Origin of the sequence: Actinomyces qiguomingii (assembly GCF_004102025.1) — a bacterium.
Lineage (GTDB): Bacteria > Actinomycetota > Actinomycetes > Actinomycetales > Actinomycetaceae > Actinomyces > Actinomyces qiguomingii.
On record NZ_CP025228.1, the window covers coordinates 2,071,740 to 2,088,700 of the forward strand.

At 66.6% G+C, this 16,961-nt stretch carries 13 protein-coding genes, 3 tRNA genes and 1 pseudogene; 9 read left to right on the forward strand and 8 right to left on the reverse strand.

Annotation, left to right across the window (positions count from 1 at the left end):
- The first annotated feature begins 28 nt into the window (after nt 1-28).
- The 4 genes and pseudogenes from CWT10_RS08500 to CWT10_RS08515 form a co-directional block, all read left to right on the forward strand.
- Nucleotides 29-2,221, forward strand: a complete 2,193-nt coding sequence (locus CWT10_RS08500) for a type IV secretory system conjugative DNA transfer family protein (RefSeq protein WP_103062768.1) — start codon at nt 29-31, stop codon at nt 2,219-2,221.
- A gap of 213 nt (nt 2,222-2,434) precedes the next feature.
- Nucleotides 2,435-3,259, forward strand: coding sequence for a replication-relaxation family protein (locus tag CWT10_RS08505; RefSeq protein WP_103062767.1), 825 nt, complete (start codon nt 2,435-2,437; stop codon nt 3,257-3,259).
- 133 nt (nt 3,260-3,392) lie between these two features.
- Complete coding sequence (locus CWT10_RS08510) at nt 3,393-3,746, forward strand: hypothetical protein (RefSeq protein WP_103062766.1); 354 nt, start codon at nt 3,393-3,395, stop codon at nt 3,744-3,746.
- Nucleotides 3,747-3,775: 29 nt separating this feature from the next.
- Nucleotides 3,776-4,774: pseudogene (locus tag CWT10_RS08515) on the forward strand (recombinase family protein); the annotation flags it as partial.
- A gap of 591 nt (nt 4,775-5,365) precedes the next feature.
- Here CWT10_RS08515 and CWT10_RS17355 read toward each other — a convergent pair.
- The 3 genes from CWT10_RS17355 to CWT10_RS08525 all read right to left on the reverse strand — a co-directional run bounded on the left by CWT10_RS17355 (nt 5,366) and on the right by CWT10_RS08525 (nt 5,933).
- The gene (locus CWT10_RS17355) at nt 5,366-5,575 is read right to left on the reverse strand and encodes a hypothetical protein (RefSeq protein WP_103062765.1); all 210 of its coding nucleotides are present in this window, start codon (nt 5,573-5,575) and stop codon (nt 5,366-5,368) included.
- A 163-nt stretch (nt 5,576-5,738) separates the two neighbouring features.
- Nucleotides 5,739-5,822: transfer RNA gene (locus CWT10_RS08520), tRNA-Leu, on the reverse strand.
- Nucleotides 5,823-5,842: 20 nt separating this feature from the next.
- Nucleotides 5,843-5,933, reverse strand: a tRNA-Ile gene (locus CWT10_RS08525).
- Nucleotides 5,934-6,125: 192 nt separating this feature from the next.
- On the opposite strand from CWT10_RS08525, the gene CWT10_RS08530 reads away from it, so the two are divergent.
- The gene (locus tag CWT10_RS08530) at nt 6,126-7,304 is read left to right on the forward strand and encodes an aminotransferase class I/II-fold pyridoxal phosphate-dependent enzyme (protein ID WP_103062764.1); all 1,179 of its coding nucleotides are present in this window, start codon (nt 6,126-6,128) and stop codon (nt 7,302-7,304) included.
- Here the strand turns inward: CWT10_RS08530 and CWT10_RS08535 are convergent.
- From CWT10_RS08535 to CWT10_RS08545, 3 genes are all read right to left on the reverse strand, one after another.
- Complete coding sequence (locus tag CWT10_RS08535) at nt 7,226-7,966, reverse strand: YdcF family protein (protein WP_233188099.1); 741 nt, start codon at nt 7,964-7,966, stop codon at nt 7,226-7,228. The genes CWT10_RS08530 and CWT10_RS08535 overlap by 79 nt on opposite strands.
- A 56-nt stretch (nt 7,967-8,022) precedes the next feature.
- Nucleotides 8,023-8,095, reverse strand: a tRNA-Val gene (locus tag CWT10_RS08540).
- Nucleotides 8,096-8,204: 109 nt separating this feature from the next.
- The gene (locus CWT10_RS08545; RefSeq protein ID WP_103062762.1) at nt 8,205-8,609 is read right to left on the reverse strand and encodes a DUF3052 domain-containing protein; all 405 of its coding nucleotides are present in this window, start codon (nt 8,607-8,609) and stop codon (nt 8,205-8,207) included.
- A 383-nt stretch (nt 8,610-8,992) separates the two neighbouring features.
- Here CWT10_RS08545 and aceE point away from each other — a divergent pair, with 383 nt between their 5' ends.
- Nucleotides 8,993-11,746, forward strand: a complete 2,754-nt coding sequence (gene aceE / locus CWT10_RS08550; protein ID WP_128683364.1) for a pyruvate dehydrogenase (acetyl-transferring), homodimeric type — start codon at nt 8,993-8,995, stop codon at nt 11,744-11,746.
- Between the two features lie 91 nt (nt 11,747-11,837).
- Here the strand turns inward: aceE and aspA are convergent, their stop codons facing one another.
- The gene (aspA, locus tag CWT10_RS08555) at nt 11,838-13,343 is read right to left on the reverse strand and encodes an aspartate ammonia-lyase (RefSeq protein ID WP_103062761.1); all 1,506 of its coding nucleotides are present in this window, start codon (nt 13,341-13,343) and stop codon (nt 11,838-11,840) included.
- Between the two features lie 210 nt (nt 13,344-13,553).
- On the opposite strand from aspA, the gene CWT10_RS08560 reads away from it, so the two are divergent.
- From CWT10_RS08560 to CWT10_RS08570, 3 genes are all read left to right on the forward strand, one after another.
- Nucleotides 13,554-14,738, forward strand: a complete 1,185-nt coding sequence (locus CWT10_RS08560; RefSeq protein ID WP_103062760.1) for a PucR family transcriptional regulator — start codon at nt 13,554-13,556, stop codon at nt 14,736-14,738.
- 62 nt (nt 14,739-14,800) lie between these two features.
- Complete coding sequence (locus CWT10_RS08565) at nt 14,801-15,049, forward strand: acyl carrier protein (protein ID WP_103062759.1); 249 nt, start codon at nt 14,801-14,803, stop codon at nt 15,047-15,049.
- Nucleotides 15,050-15,096: 47 nt separating this feature from the next.
- On the forward strand, nt 15,097-16,326 hold the full coding sequence (locus tag CWT10_RS08570) for a beta-ketoacyl-[acyl-carrier-protein] synthase family protein (RefSeq protein ID WP_103062832.1): 1,230 nt from the start codon (nt 15,097-15,099) through the stop codon (nt 16,324-16,326).
- Nucleotides 16,327-16,383: 57 nt separating this feature from the next.
- Here the strand turns inward: CWT10_RS08570 and CWT10_RS08575 are convergent, their stop codons facing one another.
- Nucleotides 16,384-16,884, reverse strand: a complete 501-nt coding sequence (locus CWT10_RS08575) for a DUF3145 domain-containing protein (protein WP_103062758.1) — start codon at nt 16,882-16,884, stop codon at nt 16,384-16,386.
- Between the last annotated feature and the right edge of the window lie 77 nt (nt 16,885-16,961).

Below are 16,961 nucleotides of genomic sequence, written 5' to 3' on the forward strand. Positions count from 1 at the left end.
CGCATGCCTCGCGGGAGGGCGGGCGGCAATGAGCGGCCGTCATCTGTTGCTGTGGCGGCGCGTCCGGTTCGCGCTGCCGCTGGATGCGGCTACGGCTACCGGTCTTTTGGAGCGGATCGTGGCGGACCCGACGCTGGGCCGGGTGGTGTTGGAGGCGCGTGGTCGGGATGGTCGTGCCCGCTATCTGCTGGGCTCGGCCGCCGGTGGTCGGCTGGATGCGGTGGTGCGTGAACTCATTCCCGGCACGCGCATATCCGCGGCTACTGATACGGCGGAGCGTGGTCCGGTGGATCAGGGGCTGCGGGTGGTGGCTCGGCGTGCGAGTCTGCCGCTGTCGGCTGAGCGTCTGGAGGCGATCGCCAGGGCCGTGCTGGCGGCGCTGGCCACCACCGGCGCCGACGAGGAGCTGGTGCTTCAGGTCATGATCGGCCCGCGCCACCGCCCCAGCCTGGCCCAGGACACGCAGCCGGCGGGATGGCTGGAAGTACTCGGGCTGACCCCGCCGCCCTCCGCCAGTGGGGAGGTCGGGCGTCGGCGGCGAGCGCAGGTCGCGAGCCATCGGGCGGGCGTGATCGTCCGGCTAGGGGTCAAGGCCGGCTCGCCCAAGCGGCGACGCCTGTTGTTGCAGAGCCTGCTGGGCGCGTTGCGGGTTGCGGAGAGCGCCGGAGTTCATCTTCACGCCCACACCGATAGTCCGGCTCGGGTTGATCAGGCCCGCCGCTCGTGGCGCTACCCGTTGACACTGTCCGCGCGGGAGATCGCCTGCTTGAGTGGTTGGCCGATCGGTCAGGCCGGGCTGCCCGCAACCGGGGCCGCTCATCCCAAGCACCTACCGCTGCCCGTACGGCGCGACACCCGGCGGGCCTTCGCCACCGGTGCCGATGAGCAGAGCGGGCAGAAGTTGGGCGTCTCGATCCGCGATGCCCTGTTTCATACGGTGCTGCTCGGCCCGACCGGTGCCGGGAAGTCCACCGCGATGGCCAACCTGGCTCTGGCCGACATTCGCGCCGGCCGCGGAGTGCTGCTGATCGACCCTAAAACCGACCTGGTCAACGATCTGCTGGCTCGTATCCCCCTCCAGCGGCACGGCGATGTGGTGGTGATCGACCCGACCAGCCCCACACCGGTCGGCATCAACCCGTTGGCAACTACCTTTAGTAAGCGGTGGGAGCCGGAGGTGATCGCCGATACGGTGTTGGCGACATTCAAGACGCTGTTCGCCGATGCCTGGGGCGTGCGCACTGAGGAGATTCTCACCGCCGGTCTGCTCACGCTGGCCCGCACCCCCGAATCCACCCTGGTGGACCTACCGCTGCTGTTGACCAACCCGGAGTTTCGCCGTTGGGTGGTCGCCGGCGCGCCGGATCCTTTGGGAACCGGCCAGTTCTGGGACAAATACGACCGCCTGTCCGAGGCGCAGCGCATGCAGTGGATCGCCCCGGTACTCAACAAACTCCAGCCGTTCCTGATCCGCCCGCACCTGCGCGCCACGCTCGGGCAGACCGCGCCCGCCTTCGACCTGGCCGACCTGTTAACCAAGCGCCGGATCGTGCTGGTAAGCCTGAACAAGGGGATTCTCGGGGCCGAGTCCGCCCGGCTGCTGGGCAGCCTGATCATCGGACAGATCTGGCCCCTGATTCTGGCCCGAGCCGCCCTCCCGGCAGGGCGACGGCACATCGTCAGCATATTCATCGACGAGGTCCAGGACTACCTGACCCTGCCCGGTGACCTGGCCGACGCACTCAGCCAGGCGCGCAGCCTCGGGGTCGCCTTCCACCTGGCGCACCAGTACCGCGCCCAGCTCCCACCGCACCTGCGTTCCGCCGTGGACACCAACGCAGGCAACAAGATCATCTTCGGCCTATCCGCTGCCGATGCCAGCGAGATCGCACGTCAAGCCATCGGGCTTGAACCCGCCGACCTCCAACTACTGCCACGCTTTGGCGCCTACGTGCGAACCATCCACGACGGTCACCCGAACCCCTGGTGCCTGGCCCACACACTGCCGCTACCACCACCAGACGGCGACCCGGTCGCGCTGACGGCCGCCAGCGCCGCCCGCTACGGACAAGACGCACACACCGTCGAGAGCCAACTACTCCGACGCCTCGGCCTAACGCAAGCCACCGCCGGCCCGCCGCCCACGCAAGACCAGCCGACGCGCAGCCAGGCCGCTCAGGTCGCCATCGGCCGCAGACCCCGCCGCGGAGGCACCCCATGAGCCACGAGCCGCACCGGCAAGACCAGACGCGTCGGGAGACCAATCGCCGCACCACTCGGCGCCGCAACCGCCCGCCGCCCACCGCCACACCGCGCCGAGCGCCACCGAACAAGGGAGGCGACTGTCAGCCCGTACCGGCCCGCCAACCCGACTCCCTCCCAGGAGCACGGCAAGTCCACTTACACCAATCAACACCCATAAGGAGCCCCGCCCATGAGCATCCCAAACACCAGCGGGCGCATCGGACGCTGCCAACTCCAGGCCGTCGCCGACCAGCTCGACACCACCGACCTTGATCTCCTCAAACTGCTGGCCGCACACCGCTACGCCACCACCCGCCAGCTAGCCCAGATCATCCACCTCACCGGCCGCTACACCTCCTACCGTTCCGCACTGCGACAAACCAGCCGCCGCCTGAACCGCCACCACCGCCTCGGCCTGACCGACCACCTCGAGCGCCGCATCGGCGGAGCCAAATCCGGATCCACCAGCAACACCTGGTACCTACGCGAACCCGGACACCGCCTAATCAACCCCGACGCCACCAGCAGGAAACGCACCAACGAGCCCTCCTACACCTTCCTGGCGCACACGCTCGCCATCACCGAAACCCGACTGATCATCGAACAAGCCATCCACCACGCCGGCGGCCGACTCACACTGCTGGCCACCGAGCCCGAATGCTGGCGCAACTGGCACAGCCCCGCCGGCACCACACACTGGCTCAAACCCGACCTTGAAGCCATCACCACCACCGCCCACGGCGACCAAGACCACTGGCTACTCGAAATCGACCTCGGCACCGAGAACCCCGCACGCCTACTGGCCAAATGCCACGACTACCAAACCCACCTCAACACCGGCACCGAACAAACCCTCCGCGGCTACTACCCACAAGTCGTCTGGCTACTAAACAACCCCGACCGCGCCGCACGACTCACCCAGCAAATCACTGACCAGACCACCTTCACGCCGGGCCTGTTCAAAACAATCACCAGCCCAGAAGCGCTCGCCACACTCATTCAAACCGGACCATAAAACAGCGACACCCACACGGCCCACAACAACGACACCACCCACCCGGAAAACAGGCTTGACTCTTCGCGCATTCTGAGCGTCAATAGAAAGAGAGCAACCACGCCGATTCGCCATAACCGAAAGGAGAAACAACATGCGTACCCCCGAAGAAACCATAATCCCCGGCAGTCGAGCGATCGGCTACCGCCGCATCATCCCCGATGACAGCATCGCCAGCATCAACCGCTGCATCCAGCAGTACAGCCTTAATGGCGCCGGCATCTACGACGACATGCCCCACAGCAGCACTGGTATCGCCCGCGCCCTGCACGTCGCCGCCGACCCCGCCAACAACATCCGCTACCTGATCACCCCGAACCTCGACCACCCGACCGGAGGCAACCGCGAGCAGTACCACCGCCTGATCGGCGCCCTGGCAGCCACCGGCCTCGGCCTGATCATCACCGAACCCGAACCCACCCTCATCACCATAAGGAGCAACGCATGAGCACCACCACCCCGGACCCGCTGGTAGCCATGAGCCAGGCGCTCACCCCGAAACGCGCTGTCTCCTACATTCGCGTATCCACCCGCGAACAGGCCGAACGCGCCGGAACAGAGGAGGGTTTCTCCATCCCCGCTCAACGCGACGCCAACAAGCGCAAAGCCGCCTCCATGGGCGCCCTGGTGGTCAAAGAGTTCGTAGACCGCGGTGAGTCCGCCCGCTCCGCCAACCGCCCCGAGCTGCAGAAGATGCTCACCTACCTGCGCCAAACCCCCGGCATCGACTACGTCATCGTCCACAAACTAGACCGCCTGGCCCGCAACCGTGCCGACGACGTCGAGATCAACAAGGTCTTCGACGACACCGGAGTCCGCCTGGTATCCACCAGTGAGAACATAGACCAGACCCCCGGCGGCATCCTCCTACACGGCATCATGAGCTCCATCGCCGAGTTCTACAGCCGCAACCTGTCCAACGAAGTCCTCAAAGGCATGGGCGAGAAGGCCCGCAACGGCGGCACCATCGGCAAGGCCCCGCTGGGCTACCTCAACGTCCGCGGCCGAGACGACCAAGGCCGCGAGATCCGCACCGTCGAACTGGACCCCGAACGCGCACCCCTCATGCGCCAAGCCTTCACCGAGTACGCCACCGGCAAATGGACCATCAGTCAACTGGCCGCACACCTGGCCGCCCTCGGCCTAACCGTCCCAGCCACACCACGCAAACCCGCCACCGCCATCACCGTCGGCCACCTCCAAAAACTGCTCCGCCACCCCTACTACAAAGGCGTAGTCACCTTCCAAGGAGTCCAATACCCAGGCAAACATCAGCCCCTGGCAGACATCGAGACCTGGGAGAAAGTCCAGCAGATCCTGGCCAGCCGCCGCTGTGGCGAACGCCAACGCGTCCACAACCACCACCTGAAAACCACCGTGGTGTGCGGACTGTGCGGCTCACGGCTCCTGGTCCAGAACACCAAGAACCCCCACGGCACCATCTACCCATACTTCGTCTGCGCCCGCCGCCACCGCCTCCACGACTGCGCCTTCAAAGCAGTCCTCATCGAAGAAGTGGACTCGCGTGTCGCGGACCTATACCACCGCATCCACCTCCAACCCGAAGACCGCCAGCTCATCGAGCAGTACCTACACGCCGAACTCGAGCAGATCCAAGCCCACCGCGCCCGCGACATCCGCTCACTAACCACCCGCCGCACCAACCTCGAAGACGAACGCCGCAAGCTACTCCACGCCCACCTGGGCGGCGCCGTGCCACTGGACCTCCTCAAGGAAGAACAGAACCGGCTGGAACGTGAACTACACGACATCAAGCGAACCCTGGCCAGCTACAAAGCAGACTCTAGCGACATCCGCCACCACCTAACCCAGGCACTAGACCTCCTCGAAGACTGCCACCGCCTCTACACCGCCGCACCACCCCACCTGCGCAAGCAACTCAACCAAGTCTTCTTCAACCGCATCCTCATCAACCCTGCCACCGACCCCCACGGCAGGCTCATCATCCCGCCAGAACCCAACACCACCCCGGACACCAACCACACACCAGTGAGCAACACCACGCCGGAGACCACAGAAGAACAAGACAAGACTCCAACACCGGCACTACCGCTGCTCGTGCGCGGACCAGGCGGCCAACCCGACGCCGCCGGATACCTCAACTTTCCCTTCGACCAACTCAGCAGCCTCGCCCTGCGCCGCGCCGCCCAACAACACCAGCACACGCCAACCAGCAACCCCAACAAACAGCAGCCTGACGGCCAAGACACTCCCACCGGAGACGGCCACCACGGCCAAAACGGAGACATCCGCCACACCACAGACAGTGGCCACCAAGACAACGACACAGACAACCGTGACCTAGGACACAAAACTCTCCCACAACGAAAAGCGCTCACCCCGCAGGGTGAGCACGCTTCGTTGGCTGAGACAGCCCCTACGCCGACTTCGCATGGTGCGAGTTCGTATAAGGGTGTCGTGGTGCCCCTGGCGGGTCTCGAACCCGCACGCCCGAAGGCAGCGACTTTTAAGGTCGCCGTGTCTACCGTTCCACCACAGGGGCCACAACTGTACGTAGTCCGGTACCCCCTCTGGGATTCGAACCCAGGACCATGTGCTTATCAGGCACGCACGAGGTATAAGCTCGCTGCTCTAACCACTGAGCTAAGGGGGCACGAAGACGAGCCCGATGCGGGGCCCGCTTCGATGTCGGCCGCCGGGCCGACCGGCACACACTATCAGGGATGAAGCTGGTGCTTTCTCCAGCCCGTTCCCCGTGCGTCGCTCGCCCGGAGGCCCTAACCTTGGCATTAGACCACAGTTTGTACCGCGCCCCATCTGTGGTGCGCACGCCCCGGAGAGAACCATGAAGCTCGCCCAACGCGCCGTCTCCGCGCCACCTTTCCACGCCATGAGCATCGGTGCGCATGCCTGCGAGATCGAGTCCCGCGGACAGTCGGTGTCCAAGCTCTGCCTCGGAGAGCCCAGCTTCGGCGCTCCACCCGCGGTACGTCAGGCACTTTCCCACGTTGCCCACCAGAACTTGCCGTACTCGCCCGCCGAGGGATTGCCTGCCCTGCGTGAAGCAATCTCCGGCTATTACCGGGACGTCCATGATGTTGCGGTCGATCCCGCACGCATCCTGATCACCTCCGGCGCCTCGGCCGGGCTCCTGCTGGCAACCGCGCTGACCTGTGAACCCGGTGACGACGTCGTGCTGGCCGACCCCTGCTACCCGTGTAACCGCGAGCTGGTGAACTCATTCGGGGGTCGCTTCGTACTGGCGCCCACATCCGCCGCCACTCGCTATCAACTCAATGCGGAAGCCATTGAGACCGTATGGACTCCGTACACCTCGGCGGTGCAAATAGCCACGCCGTCGAACCCAACCGGTACCTCCATCCCCTACGAAGAGCTGAACCGACTATGTCGGGCAGCACAGGAGCAGGGCATCTGGCGAATCGTGGATGAGATCTACCTGGGCCTGTCAGATCCCGATCCACAAGGGAATCCGGCGCGAACGGTGCTGGCCACCGACCCCGAAGCGATTGTGGTGTCCAGCTTCTCGAAGTACTTCGGGATGACTGGCTGGAGGCTGGGATGGCTGGTACTGCCGGATGAACTGGTCGAGCCCGCTCGCAATCTGGCCGTCAACTACTTCCTGTGCGCCTCGACGCCGGCGCAGCTGGCCGCCCTTGAGGCCTTCACGCCGGCATCGCTTGCCCTGTGCGAACAGCACCGTGAGGAGCTGGTGGCGCGGCGCAGGCTGGCACTGGATGGTCTGCGCGCATTGGATCTGAAAGTACCGGTTGAGCCCGACGGGGCCTTCTACATCTACTTCGACGTTTCCGACACGGGACTGTCTTCCTGGGACTTCTGCATGCGGGCACTCGACCAGGCCCGAGTGGCGCTGACCCCGGGCCGCGACTTCGCAGTACGCACGGCGGAGTCTCATGTGCGGCTGTCCTACGCCGCATCCACCGCAGAGGTCGGCGAGGGACTGGACCGTCTGGGCAGTTTCCTCGCCGGTCTGAACCGGCCATAGGCAAGCAGCCGACGCACCCCCGCCAGGCCGGTGGCTGACTCCTGAGCCCAACCGGGCACCCAGGCAGACAATGCCAGGTCGATCAGACCCAATATGACAGAGCCCGGCCTACGCACCGCCCCCTCTCCCCAGCGGCAGTCATCGGCCCGGACCAGCCGGGCTGCCAGATCCGGGCGCTGCCTGCGTATAAACAATCTTGCCTTGAGGGCGTGCACAGGGTCAGAGACGATAACAATGCGGTCGGCATCCTCTATCAGCGGGATCGCGCACACAATGTTCTCCCAGGTGGAGCGGCTGGCGGTCTCCAGTGTGATCGGCCCCGCATAGCCGAGGCGATCGGTTGCGTAGCGTGCCATGAGCTCGGCCTCGGACACGGGTCCGGCAACGGCGCCCCCGCAAAGCACGAGCTGTGACGACGGCGTGCTGCGGCTGCGCAAACCCGCCCGGACACGACGACGGTTCTCCGCCCCGGCCTGCGGGCCGGCGTCGGCATGACCGAGAACCAGCACGGTTTCCGTGATGGTCGGGTCAGCTATCGCCGGACGGCTACCAAGCAGACAGCCTGACGCCACCCTGCGGGTCGCCTCCCCGAGCGCCAGTGCCGCAATGACGGCGGCTCCCGCCTTGAACATTAGGTGCGACCTAAGTGGGATCGGGGACACCGGTGCTCCTGAACAGTGATTTCCAGTGGACCCGGCCGGACTCGAACGATTTCCAGTGGACCCGGCCGGACTCGAACCGACGACCTACGCGGTGTAAACGCGTTGCTCTACCAACTGAGCTACAGGTCCGCTTCCGCCGCCGGAGGTCCGGCAGCGCGGGACATACTCTACGCCGTCCGCAGCCCAACGCCCACACCGAGGCCTCGGGCTGCTGCACATCCGGACGGCGCCGTCGCCGTCAGTGCCGACGACTGGACACGCGGATACCGCTCCAGCGGTCACCCATGGAGGCGGCCGAGGTGGCGTGCATTCCGGCGGTGCGGGCAGCCTCCTCGATCTCTGCCGCATCCACGGCACCGATGGTGCGCGCCTTGGGGGTCAGTACCCATACCAGGCCGTCGCCGTCGAGATTGGTCTGGGCGTCCACCAGCAGATCCGTCAGGTCATCAATATCACCGTCGTCATTGCGCCACCAGATGATGGCGGAGTCGGCGACATCCTCATAATCCTCGTCCACCAGCTCGGTGCCCGTCTGAGCCTCGGCCGCCTGACGCAGGGCCTGGTCGACGTCGTCGTCGTATCCGAACTCCTGGATGATGAGACCGGGGGCGAAGCCGAAGGCTCCGGCCACTGTGCTCGTCACTGTCGTGCTCTCCATTCCATGCGCGGGCCGTCGGGCCCGCTCGCCGGCCGCGGTCGCGACCCTCCGATTACCTACGGGCACTAGCCCACCGCAGATCACCCGCCATACGCAAGCGCACACGCCCGAAACTACGGTCCAGCGGCCGGACCTCCCGTCGTAAGCACTAACTTTTACCCATTACCGAGTGAGCGACATCACGAACAAAGTGGGACTTTATTCCCCTTTTAGGGTGTGCCCTGAGGCGACGGTCTCATAGATTAGAACTGCCGATCGTCCAGGCGACCGGCACGGCGGCCAGGGCACGTCCGTACGGACGCCGTCCGCTGCGCCAGGCCCGCCGTCAGCACCTACGAGCCGCGCGAACCCGAGAAAAGAGGTTTCCAGTGAGCCCTTCTAAAGACTCCGCCCCACTGATAGACGGCCTGCTGCACAAGGTGGCCGACAACGACCCGGAGGAAACCGGCGAGTGGCGCGACTCGCTCGACGCCCTGATCGCAGAAAAGGGCGGCCCCCGGGCCCGCTTCATCCTGCTGAGCCTGCTCGCCGAGGCACGCCGCAAGAACGTGACCGTGCCGGCGCAGACCACCACGCCGTACATCAACACCATCGACGTCGTTGATGAGCCCTACTACCCCGGCGACGAGGACGTTGAGCGCACCTACCGCCGCTGGCTACGCTGGAACGCGGCCGTGATGGTCACCCGGGCGCAGCGGCCCGGCATCAGCGTTGGCGGCCACATCTCCTCCTACGCCTCCACCGCCACCCTCTATGAGGTCGGCTTCAACCACTTCTTCCGCGGCAAGAACCACCCCGGTGGCGGCGACCACGTCTTCTTCCAGGGGCATGCCTCCCCCGGCAACTACGCCCGCGCCTTCCTGGAGGGCCGGCTGACCGAGGCAGACCTGGACGGGTTCCGGCAGGAGGTCTCCCGGCCGGCCGGCGGGCGGGGCCTGCCCTCCTACCCGCACCCGCGGCGCATGGAGGACTTCTGGGAGTACCCCACCGTCTCCATGGGGCTGGGGCCGGCGGAGGCCATCTACCAGGCCTGGTTCGACCGCTACCTGCAAGGCGCCGGCATTAAGGACACCTCCGCCCAGCACACCTGGGCCTTCCTGGGCGACGGCGAAATGGACGAGCCCGAGTCCCGCGGCATGCTGCAGCTGGCCGCCTCCCAGCAGCTGGACAACCTCACCTTCGTGGTCAACTGCAACCTCCAGCGGCTGGACGGTCCGGTGCGCGGCAACGGCAAGATCATTCAGGAGCTGGAGGCCTGCTTCAAGGGTGCGGGCTGGAACGTCATCAAGGTGATCTGGGGGCGCGGCTGGGACCGGCTGCTCGCGGCGGACAAGGACCACGCCCTGGAGCACCTGATGATGGAGACACTCGACGGCGACTACCAGACCTTCAAGGCCAACGACGGCGCCTACGTGCGCGAGCACTTCTTCGGCCGTGATCCACGCACGGCCAAGCTGGTGGAGAACTGGACGGATGAGGAGATCTGGGCCCTCCAGCGCGGCGGCAACGACTATCACAAGATGTACGCAGCCTATAAGGCGGCCACCGAGCACAAGGGCCAACCCACCGTCATCCTGGCCCAGACGGTCAAGGGCTACCTGCTGGGCTCCCACTTCGCCGGCCGCAACGCCACCCACCAGATGAAGAAGCTAGGGCTGGAGGATCTCAAGGGCCTGCGCGACCGCCTGCACATCCCCATCACCGACGCCGAGCTCGAGGCTAACCCGAAACTGCCGCCCTACTACCGGCCCGAGCCCGACGACCCGGCGCTGGCCTACATGCTTGAGCGGCGCCGCCGCCTGGGCGGCTTCCTGCCCGAGCGCCGCGACCCCGGGGCCCAGCTGCAACTGCCGGGCGACGCCCCCTACGAGATCCTCAAGGGCGGCTCCGGCAAGCAGCAGGTGGCCAGCACCATGGCCTTTGTGCGGCTGCTCAAAGAACTGATCAAGGATGAGCACATCGGGCGACGCATCGTGCCGATCGTGCCGGACGAGTCACGCACCTTCGGGCTGGAGTCGCTGTTCCCCACCCGCAAGATCTTCAACACCCAGGGCCAGAACTACACTCCGGTGGATGCGGAGATGATGCTGTCCTACCGGGAGTCCGTCTCCGGGCAGATCATGCACACCGGCATCAATGAGGCGGGCTCGGCTGCCCTGTTCCAGGTGGTCGGCACCAGCTACTCCACTCACGGGGAGCCGATGATCCCCGTTTACATCTTCTACTCGATGTTCGGCTTCCAGCGCACCGGCGACCAGTTCTGGGCGGCCGGCGACCAGCTGGCCCGGGGATTCATCATCGGGGCCACGGCTGGACGCACCACCCTGACCGGTGAGGGCACCCAGCACATGGACGGACACTCCCCCCTGCTGTCGGCCACCAATGAGGCCGTGGTCACCTACGATCCGGCCTACGCCTACGAGCTCCGCCACATTGTGCGCGACGCCCTGGAACGCTGGTACGGCCCCGACTCTGACCGCAACCGCGACGTCATGTACTACCTAACGGTCTACAACGAGCCGATCCACCAGCCGGCCGAGCCCGCAGCCGTTGACGTGGAGGGGATTGTCCGGGGCATTCACCGCCTCGATGGTCCGCCCGAAGGGGACGGTCCCGAGGTGCAGCTGCTCGCCTCTGGCGTAGCCGTCCCCTGGGCCCGCGAGGCCCGCCGTCTGCTGGCCGAGGACTGGGGCGTGCGAGCCGCCGTGTGGTCGGTCACCAGCTGGAACGAGCTGCGCCGTGAGGCCCTGGAGACGGACCAGCACAACTTCCTGCACCCGGATGAGCCTGAGCGCGTGCCCTATCTGACCGCCAAGTTGGCGGGCGCCTCCGGCCCGTTCATCGCCACCAGTGACTTCGACCACCTGGTGCCCGATCAGATCCGCGCCTGGGTGCCCGGGGAGTTCCACACCCTGGGAGCTGACGGATTCGGCTTCTCCGACACGCGTGCGGCCGCCCGCCGCCACTACCTGATCGACGCCGAATCCGTGGTGGTCAAGGCGCTGCAGGCCCTGGTCGCGCAGGGGCGTGCAGAGCGCTCCGTACTAGCGCAGGCCATCGCCCGCTACCGACTCCAGGACCCGTCCGCCGGTCGCTCCGGCGCTCAGGGCGGGCATTCCTGAGCCCCACCCACAAAGGCCCCACACAACGGCCACAGGCGGCGGCGTCGGCGAACTCAGTTCCGCCGACGCCGACGCCTGTGGCCGCCCGGCCTTATTCACCCCTTGTTAGCTCTTCTCCCTGCTCTTCTTCGTCTTCCGACACCGTGCGCACATCCGGGTCCGAGCCGGAGTAGTGATGGGCGTCCCGGTAGCGGGGGCGCATCAGGTTCTCCGGGCTGAGCAGCTCGTCGAGCGCGGCCTCGTCCAGCAGTCCCATCTCCAGCACCACCTCGCGCACGTTGCGGCCGGAGCGGGCGCACTCACGTCCCACCAGATCACCGTTGTGATGGCCGATCACTTCGTTGAGATAGGTGACGATGCCGATGGAGTTCATGACGTTGCGGCGGCATACTTCCGCGTTGGCCTCAATACCCACCACGCACAGATCCTTCAGCGTGATCAGCGCATGGCGCAGCAAGCGGATGGACTCGAAGCAGGCCTGAGCGATCACCGGCTCCATGACATTGAGCTGCAATTGTCCGGCCTCGGCGGCCATCGTCACCGTCAAGTCGTTGCCAATCACCTTGAAGCACACCTGGTTGACCACCTCGGGGATGACCGGGTTGACCTTGGCCGGCATGATTGAGGAGCCGGCCTGCCGCTCCGGGAGCCGGATCTCGGCCAGACCGGCACGGGGCCCGGAGGACAACAACCGCAGATCGTTACAGATCTTTGACAGCTTCACGGCCAGGCGCTTAATGGCGGCGTGCATGGAGACATAGGCACCGGTGTCGCCGGTGGCCTCCAGCAGGTTGTGGGCGCCAGTGACCCGCAGCCCAGTGACCTCGCGCAGGTTACGCACCACCGTCTCCCGATAGCCGGGCGGGGTGTTCAGCCCGGTGCCGATCGCCGTCGCCCCCAGGTTCACCTCCAGCAGCAGCGCCGAGTTATTCATCAACCGCGGGATCTCCTCATCCAGCAGCTCGGCGAAGGCACGGAACTCCGATCCCAGGCTCATGGGGACGGCGTCCTGCAACTGTGTGCGTCCCATCTTGAGCACATCGGCGAACTCCTTACCCTTGGCCAGCAGGGCGTCTATCAGGTCGCACAGGTCCATCTCCAGGCCGTTAATTGCCCGGTACACGCCCAGGCGGAACCCGGTGGGGTAGGCGTCATTGGTGGACTGGGACTTGTTGACGTGGTCATTGGGGTTGACGATGTCGTAGCGGCCCTTGGCGTAGCCCAGGTGCTCAAGGGCGAGGTTGGCGATCACCTCATTGGTGTTCATGTTCACGCTGGTTCCGGCGCCGCCCTGGAAGACGTCTATGGGGAACTGGTCCAGGCAACGGCCCGCCTGCAGCACCTGGTCACACGCCCACACAATCGCATCAGCTATCTCCGCGGTCACCGTGCCCAGTTCCTTATTGGTCAGGGCCGAGGCCTGCTTGACCTCCACCATGCCGCGCACGAACTCCTCCTGGTCGCCCACCGTCTCCTTGGAGATGCGGAAGTTCTCGGTGGCGCGCAAGGTATGGATCCCCCAATAGGCGTCCAGGGGCACCTGCCGGGTCCCCAGCAGGTCCTCCTCGGTGCGAGTGGCTGTGACTGTTGATGTCATGTCGCTTCCTCCGTCCGCGCCGCAGGGCGCTGCCGTCGACCGGGGCGGGTGCGGGGAGTCGACGACGCCATCCCCGCCTTTCCGACCCTACCGGGCCCACCACGCACACCGCGGAATCGGCACCCTAATCCCCAAGCTCGCCGGTAGTCCGCGGCGGTGGCTGGTAGTGGCGCATTCGGTAGTAGCGGCATCGGTCGCTAGCATCGACGCATGGACCAGCTCAGCGCCCCGGCCGTCACGGCCCTGCGCCAGGCGCAGAACACGATTATCGAGCACTCCCTGGACCGCATCAGTGCGGCCCACCCGTGGTACCGCACACTGTCGGCGGCCTCGCGCGACCAGATCGAGAAGGTCGCGCGGGTGGGCGTGACGATGTTCGTGGATTCAGTGGACGAAAGTGGCGGGGCGGTGGACCCGTCCGGCATCTTCAATGTGGCGCCCGTCGCCCTGACCGGCGCGGTGACTCTTGAGCAGACCCTGGAGTTGGTACGCACCGTAGTCGACGTCGTGGAGGAGGAGGCGCCCGACGTCGTGCCCGCCGCGGGACATGACGCCGTCAGAGTGCGGGTACTTACCTTCGGCCGTGATGTGGGATTCGCCGTCGCCAAGGTGTATGCCAGGGTCGCCGAGGCCCGCGGCGCCTGGGACGCCCGGTTGGAATCAGTCGCCGTCGATGCCATGTTGCACGACTCCCCCGACGACGCCGCCGCCCGCGCTGGCACCGCGGGATGGCGCGGCACCGGTCCCGCGGTCGCGATTGTGGCACGCACGGTTCTCGACGCACTGGCCACCTCTCGGCTGCGCCATGAGTGTCGCCAGCACGTACAGGACTGCCTGGTCTCGGTGCATGGTGACTCCGTGATCGTCGTCCTCGGCGGTGCTGCAAAGCCGGCCGAGTCCTCCGCCACGGCGTCACCGCATGCCGAGCTGGCCTCCGCCGCCGACCGTATCGCAGCCGACCTGGACGGCGCAGTGGTGATCGGTCCGGTGGTCGACGGAGTTGCGCAGGCTGGTCACTCGCTGCGCTCTGCCTTGGCCGGTCTGCGTGCCCTGCCCGGCTGGTCCGAGGCCCCGAACCCATGTCGCGCCGATGATCTGCTGCCCGAGCGCCTGCTGGCCGGGGACCCCCTAGCGAGTGAGCAGATTCAGGCCCTGGTAACCGGACCGTTACGCGAAATGGGTGTCCTGTATGAGGAGACTGTCGTCACCTACCTGGCGCTGGGGCGCAGCCTGGAGATGACGGCGCGTACTCTGTTCGTCCACGCCAATACGGTCCGCTACCGGCTGGGCCGGGTGAGCAAGCAGATCGGCTGGGATGCCACCGACGCCCGCGACGGGCTGGTACTGCACCTGGCCGTGATCGTCGGTCGGCTCACTGCCGGCCCGACTCAGTAGTGCGTCGTTAAGCGACCTCCGCATCCAAAGCAATCCACCCCATGCAATATAAGGAGCTCATCATGACCGACTCCCCCACCGACATCCTCGCAGCAGTCACCCAGATCGTCGCCGAGGAGGCCGGCGTCGACACGGCACTGGTCACGCCCGACTCCCGGTTCACCGAGGATCTGGACATCGATTCCCTGGGCCTGCTCACAATCGCCACCCAGGTGGAGGAACGCTTCGGCATCACCCTCGACGATGCTCTGATCCCAACACTTACCACGGTCGGTGCCCTCGTGGACCTGGTTGGCCGCAACAAGCGCTGAACGCCGTCGTGCCGCGAACCGTGCCCGCCCCCGAGACCCGCACCGTCATGGTGACGGGGCTCGGGACCATCAACCCGTTGGCGGGGGACGCACCCCGAACCTGGCAGGCGTTGCGTGCCGGGCAGTCGGCAGCGCGTGGGCTCACAGCCGACTGGGCGCGCGACCTGCCGGTGCGGATCGCCGCGCCGCTTGCTGTTGAACCCGCTGATTACCTATCCGCTCGGGAGCACCGCCGCCTGGACCGGGCCAGCCAATGCGCGCTGCTGGCCGCCCGTGAGGCATGGACGCATGCCGGCGCACCTACGGTCAAGCCGGAGCGATTGGCGGTGTCCATCTCGCCGGGAATCGGCCCGGTGGGGTCCGTCATGAGTACCTGGGATGATCTGCGCGAGCGCGGGCCGCGCCGTGTGCCGCCGACGGCGATTCCGGCACTGATGCCCAATGCACCGGCAGCAGCGGTGGGACTCGCGCTCGGCGCGCAGGCCGGCGTACACGCCCCGGTATCGGCGTGCGCCTCCGGCGCGGAGGCCATAGCCTACGGAGCGGACCTGATCACCCTGGGAAGAGCCGACATCGTCGTCGCCGGGGGCACGGACGCCTCCCTGCACCCTATGGTCGTAGCCGCCTTCGCCGCCATGCGAGCACTGTCGACACGAAATGACGACCCCGCCACCGCCTCCCGGCCCTTCGCCCCGGACCGGGACGGCTTCGTGCTCGGAGAGGGCGCCGGCGTGCTGGTGTTGGAGGCGGCGGAGCACGCCGCCGCTCGGGGCGCCCGCCCACTGGCAGTGCTGGCCGGCGCCGCCGTCACCGCTGACGCTTACGACGCCGTAAGACCAGACCCGGATGGTAGACAGCAGGAGCGAGCGCTGCGGCTGGCGTTGGAACGCGGTGGCCTGTGCCCCGGGCAGGTCGGTCATGTCAACGCTCACGCGACCTCCACCGGTGTTGGAGACGCCGTCGAGGCGCGCGTGCTAGCCCGCACCGTGCCCGGGGCGGCGGTCTCGGCGACTAAATCCGCAACCGGGCACCTGCTGGGCGGCGCCGGCGGCCTGGAGGCGGTGCTTACGGTGTTGGCTCTGCACGAGCGTTGGCTGCCGCCTACGCTGCTGCCAGCTGGCATCGATCCGGCCATCACAGAACTGGGCCTGGATGTGGTAGGTCCGCAGGGCCGGGACGTACCCGGCCTGGAGGCGGCTGTAAGTACGTCATTTGGCTTCGGCGGTCACAATGCGGCTCTGGCCTTCACCCATCTCCCCAACCACCGAGATCGGTAGATGTGGCCGTGGGCCCGCTACTCTCACTCGTCTTGCTGTCGCCTCAGCCCGGCGCCCTCAGCCGACTCGATGCAGCCAGCGCACTGGAGCCCCGGCGCCGGCGTAGCGGAAGGGCTCGAGCTCATCGTCCCAGGCCTGCCCAAGTGCCAGGTCGAGCTGCCGGCGCATGACGGCGGGTTGGTCGGCGTGGGCTAGAGCGGCACGCACACGATCCTCGGGAACCACCACGTTGCCGTGAACGTCGGTCTGGGCGTGAAAGATGCCCAGGTCGGGGGTGTGCGACCAGCGCCCGCCGTCGTAGCCGGGCGAGGCCTCCTCGGTGACCTCATAACGGAGATTCGCCCAGCCGCGCAGGGCACTGGTCAGTTGCGCGCCGGTGCCGACACGGCCTACCCAGCTGGTCTCGGCGCGCATCATCCCTGGAGCGGCGGGCTGCTCGGTCCACTCCAAGTGGACGCGACTGCCCAGCACCTCGGCCATGGCCCACTCAATATGCGGGCACAGGGCACGGGGCGCAGAGTGCACAAAAAACACACCGCGGGTGTAGGCACCGTTCACGTTGATCGCCTCCTGGTTGTTCCGAGATTCGTCTTCCCCTACGTTCTCGGATCATCCGGGCGCCTCGCGTGAAACAC

Bases quoted from the DNA above. Each gene is read 5' to 3' on its own strand.
- aspA (WP_103062761.1), bottom strand. From the start codon at position 13,343: ATGACATCAACAGTCACAGCCACTCGCACCGAGGAGGACCTGCTGGGG.
- CWT10_RS08500 (WP_103062768.1), top strand. From the start codon at position 29: ATGAGCGGCCGTCATCTGTTGCTGTGGCGGCGCGTCCGGTTCGCGCTG.
- CWT10_RS08510 (WP_103062766.1), top strand. From the start codon at position 3,393: ATGCGTACCCCCGAAGAAACCATAATCCCCGGCAGTCGAGCGATCGGC.
- CWT10_RS08565 (WP_103062759.1), top strand. From the start codon at position 14,801: ATGACCGACTCCCCCACCGACATCCTCGCAGCAGTCACCCAGATCGTC.
- CWT10_RS08505 (WP_103062767.1), top strand. From the start codon at position 2,435: ATGAGCATCCCAAACACCAGCGGGCGCATCGGACGCTGCCAACTCCAG.
- CWT10_RS08570 (WP_103062832.1), top strand. From the start codon at position 15,097: ATGGTGACGGGGCTCGGGACCATCAACCCGTTGGCGGGGGACGCACCC.
- CWT10_RS08560 (WP_103062760.1), top strand. From the start codon at position 13,554: ATGGACCAGCTCAGCGCCCCGGCCGTCACGGCCCTGCGCCAGGCGCAG.
- CWT10_RS08530 (WP_103062764.1), top strand. From the start codon at position 6,126: ATGAAGCTCGCCCAACGCGCCGTCTCCGCGCCACCTTTCCACGCCATG.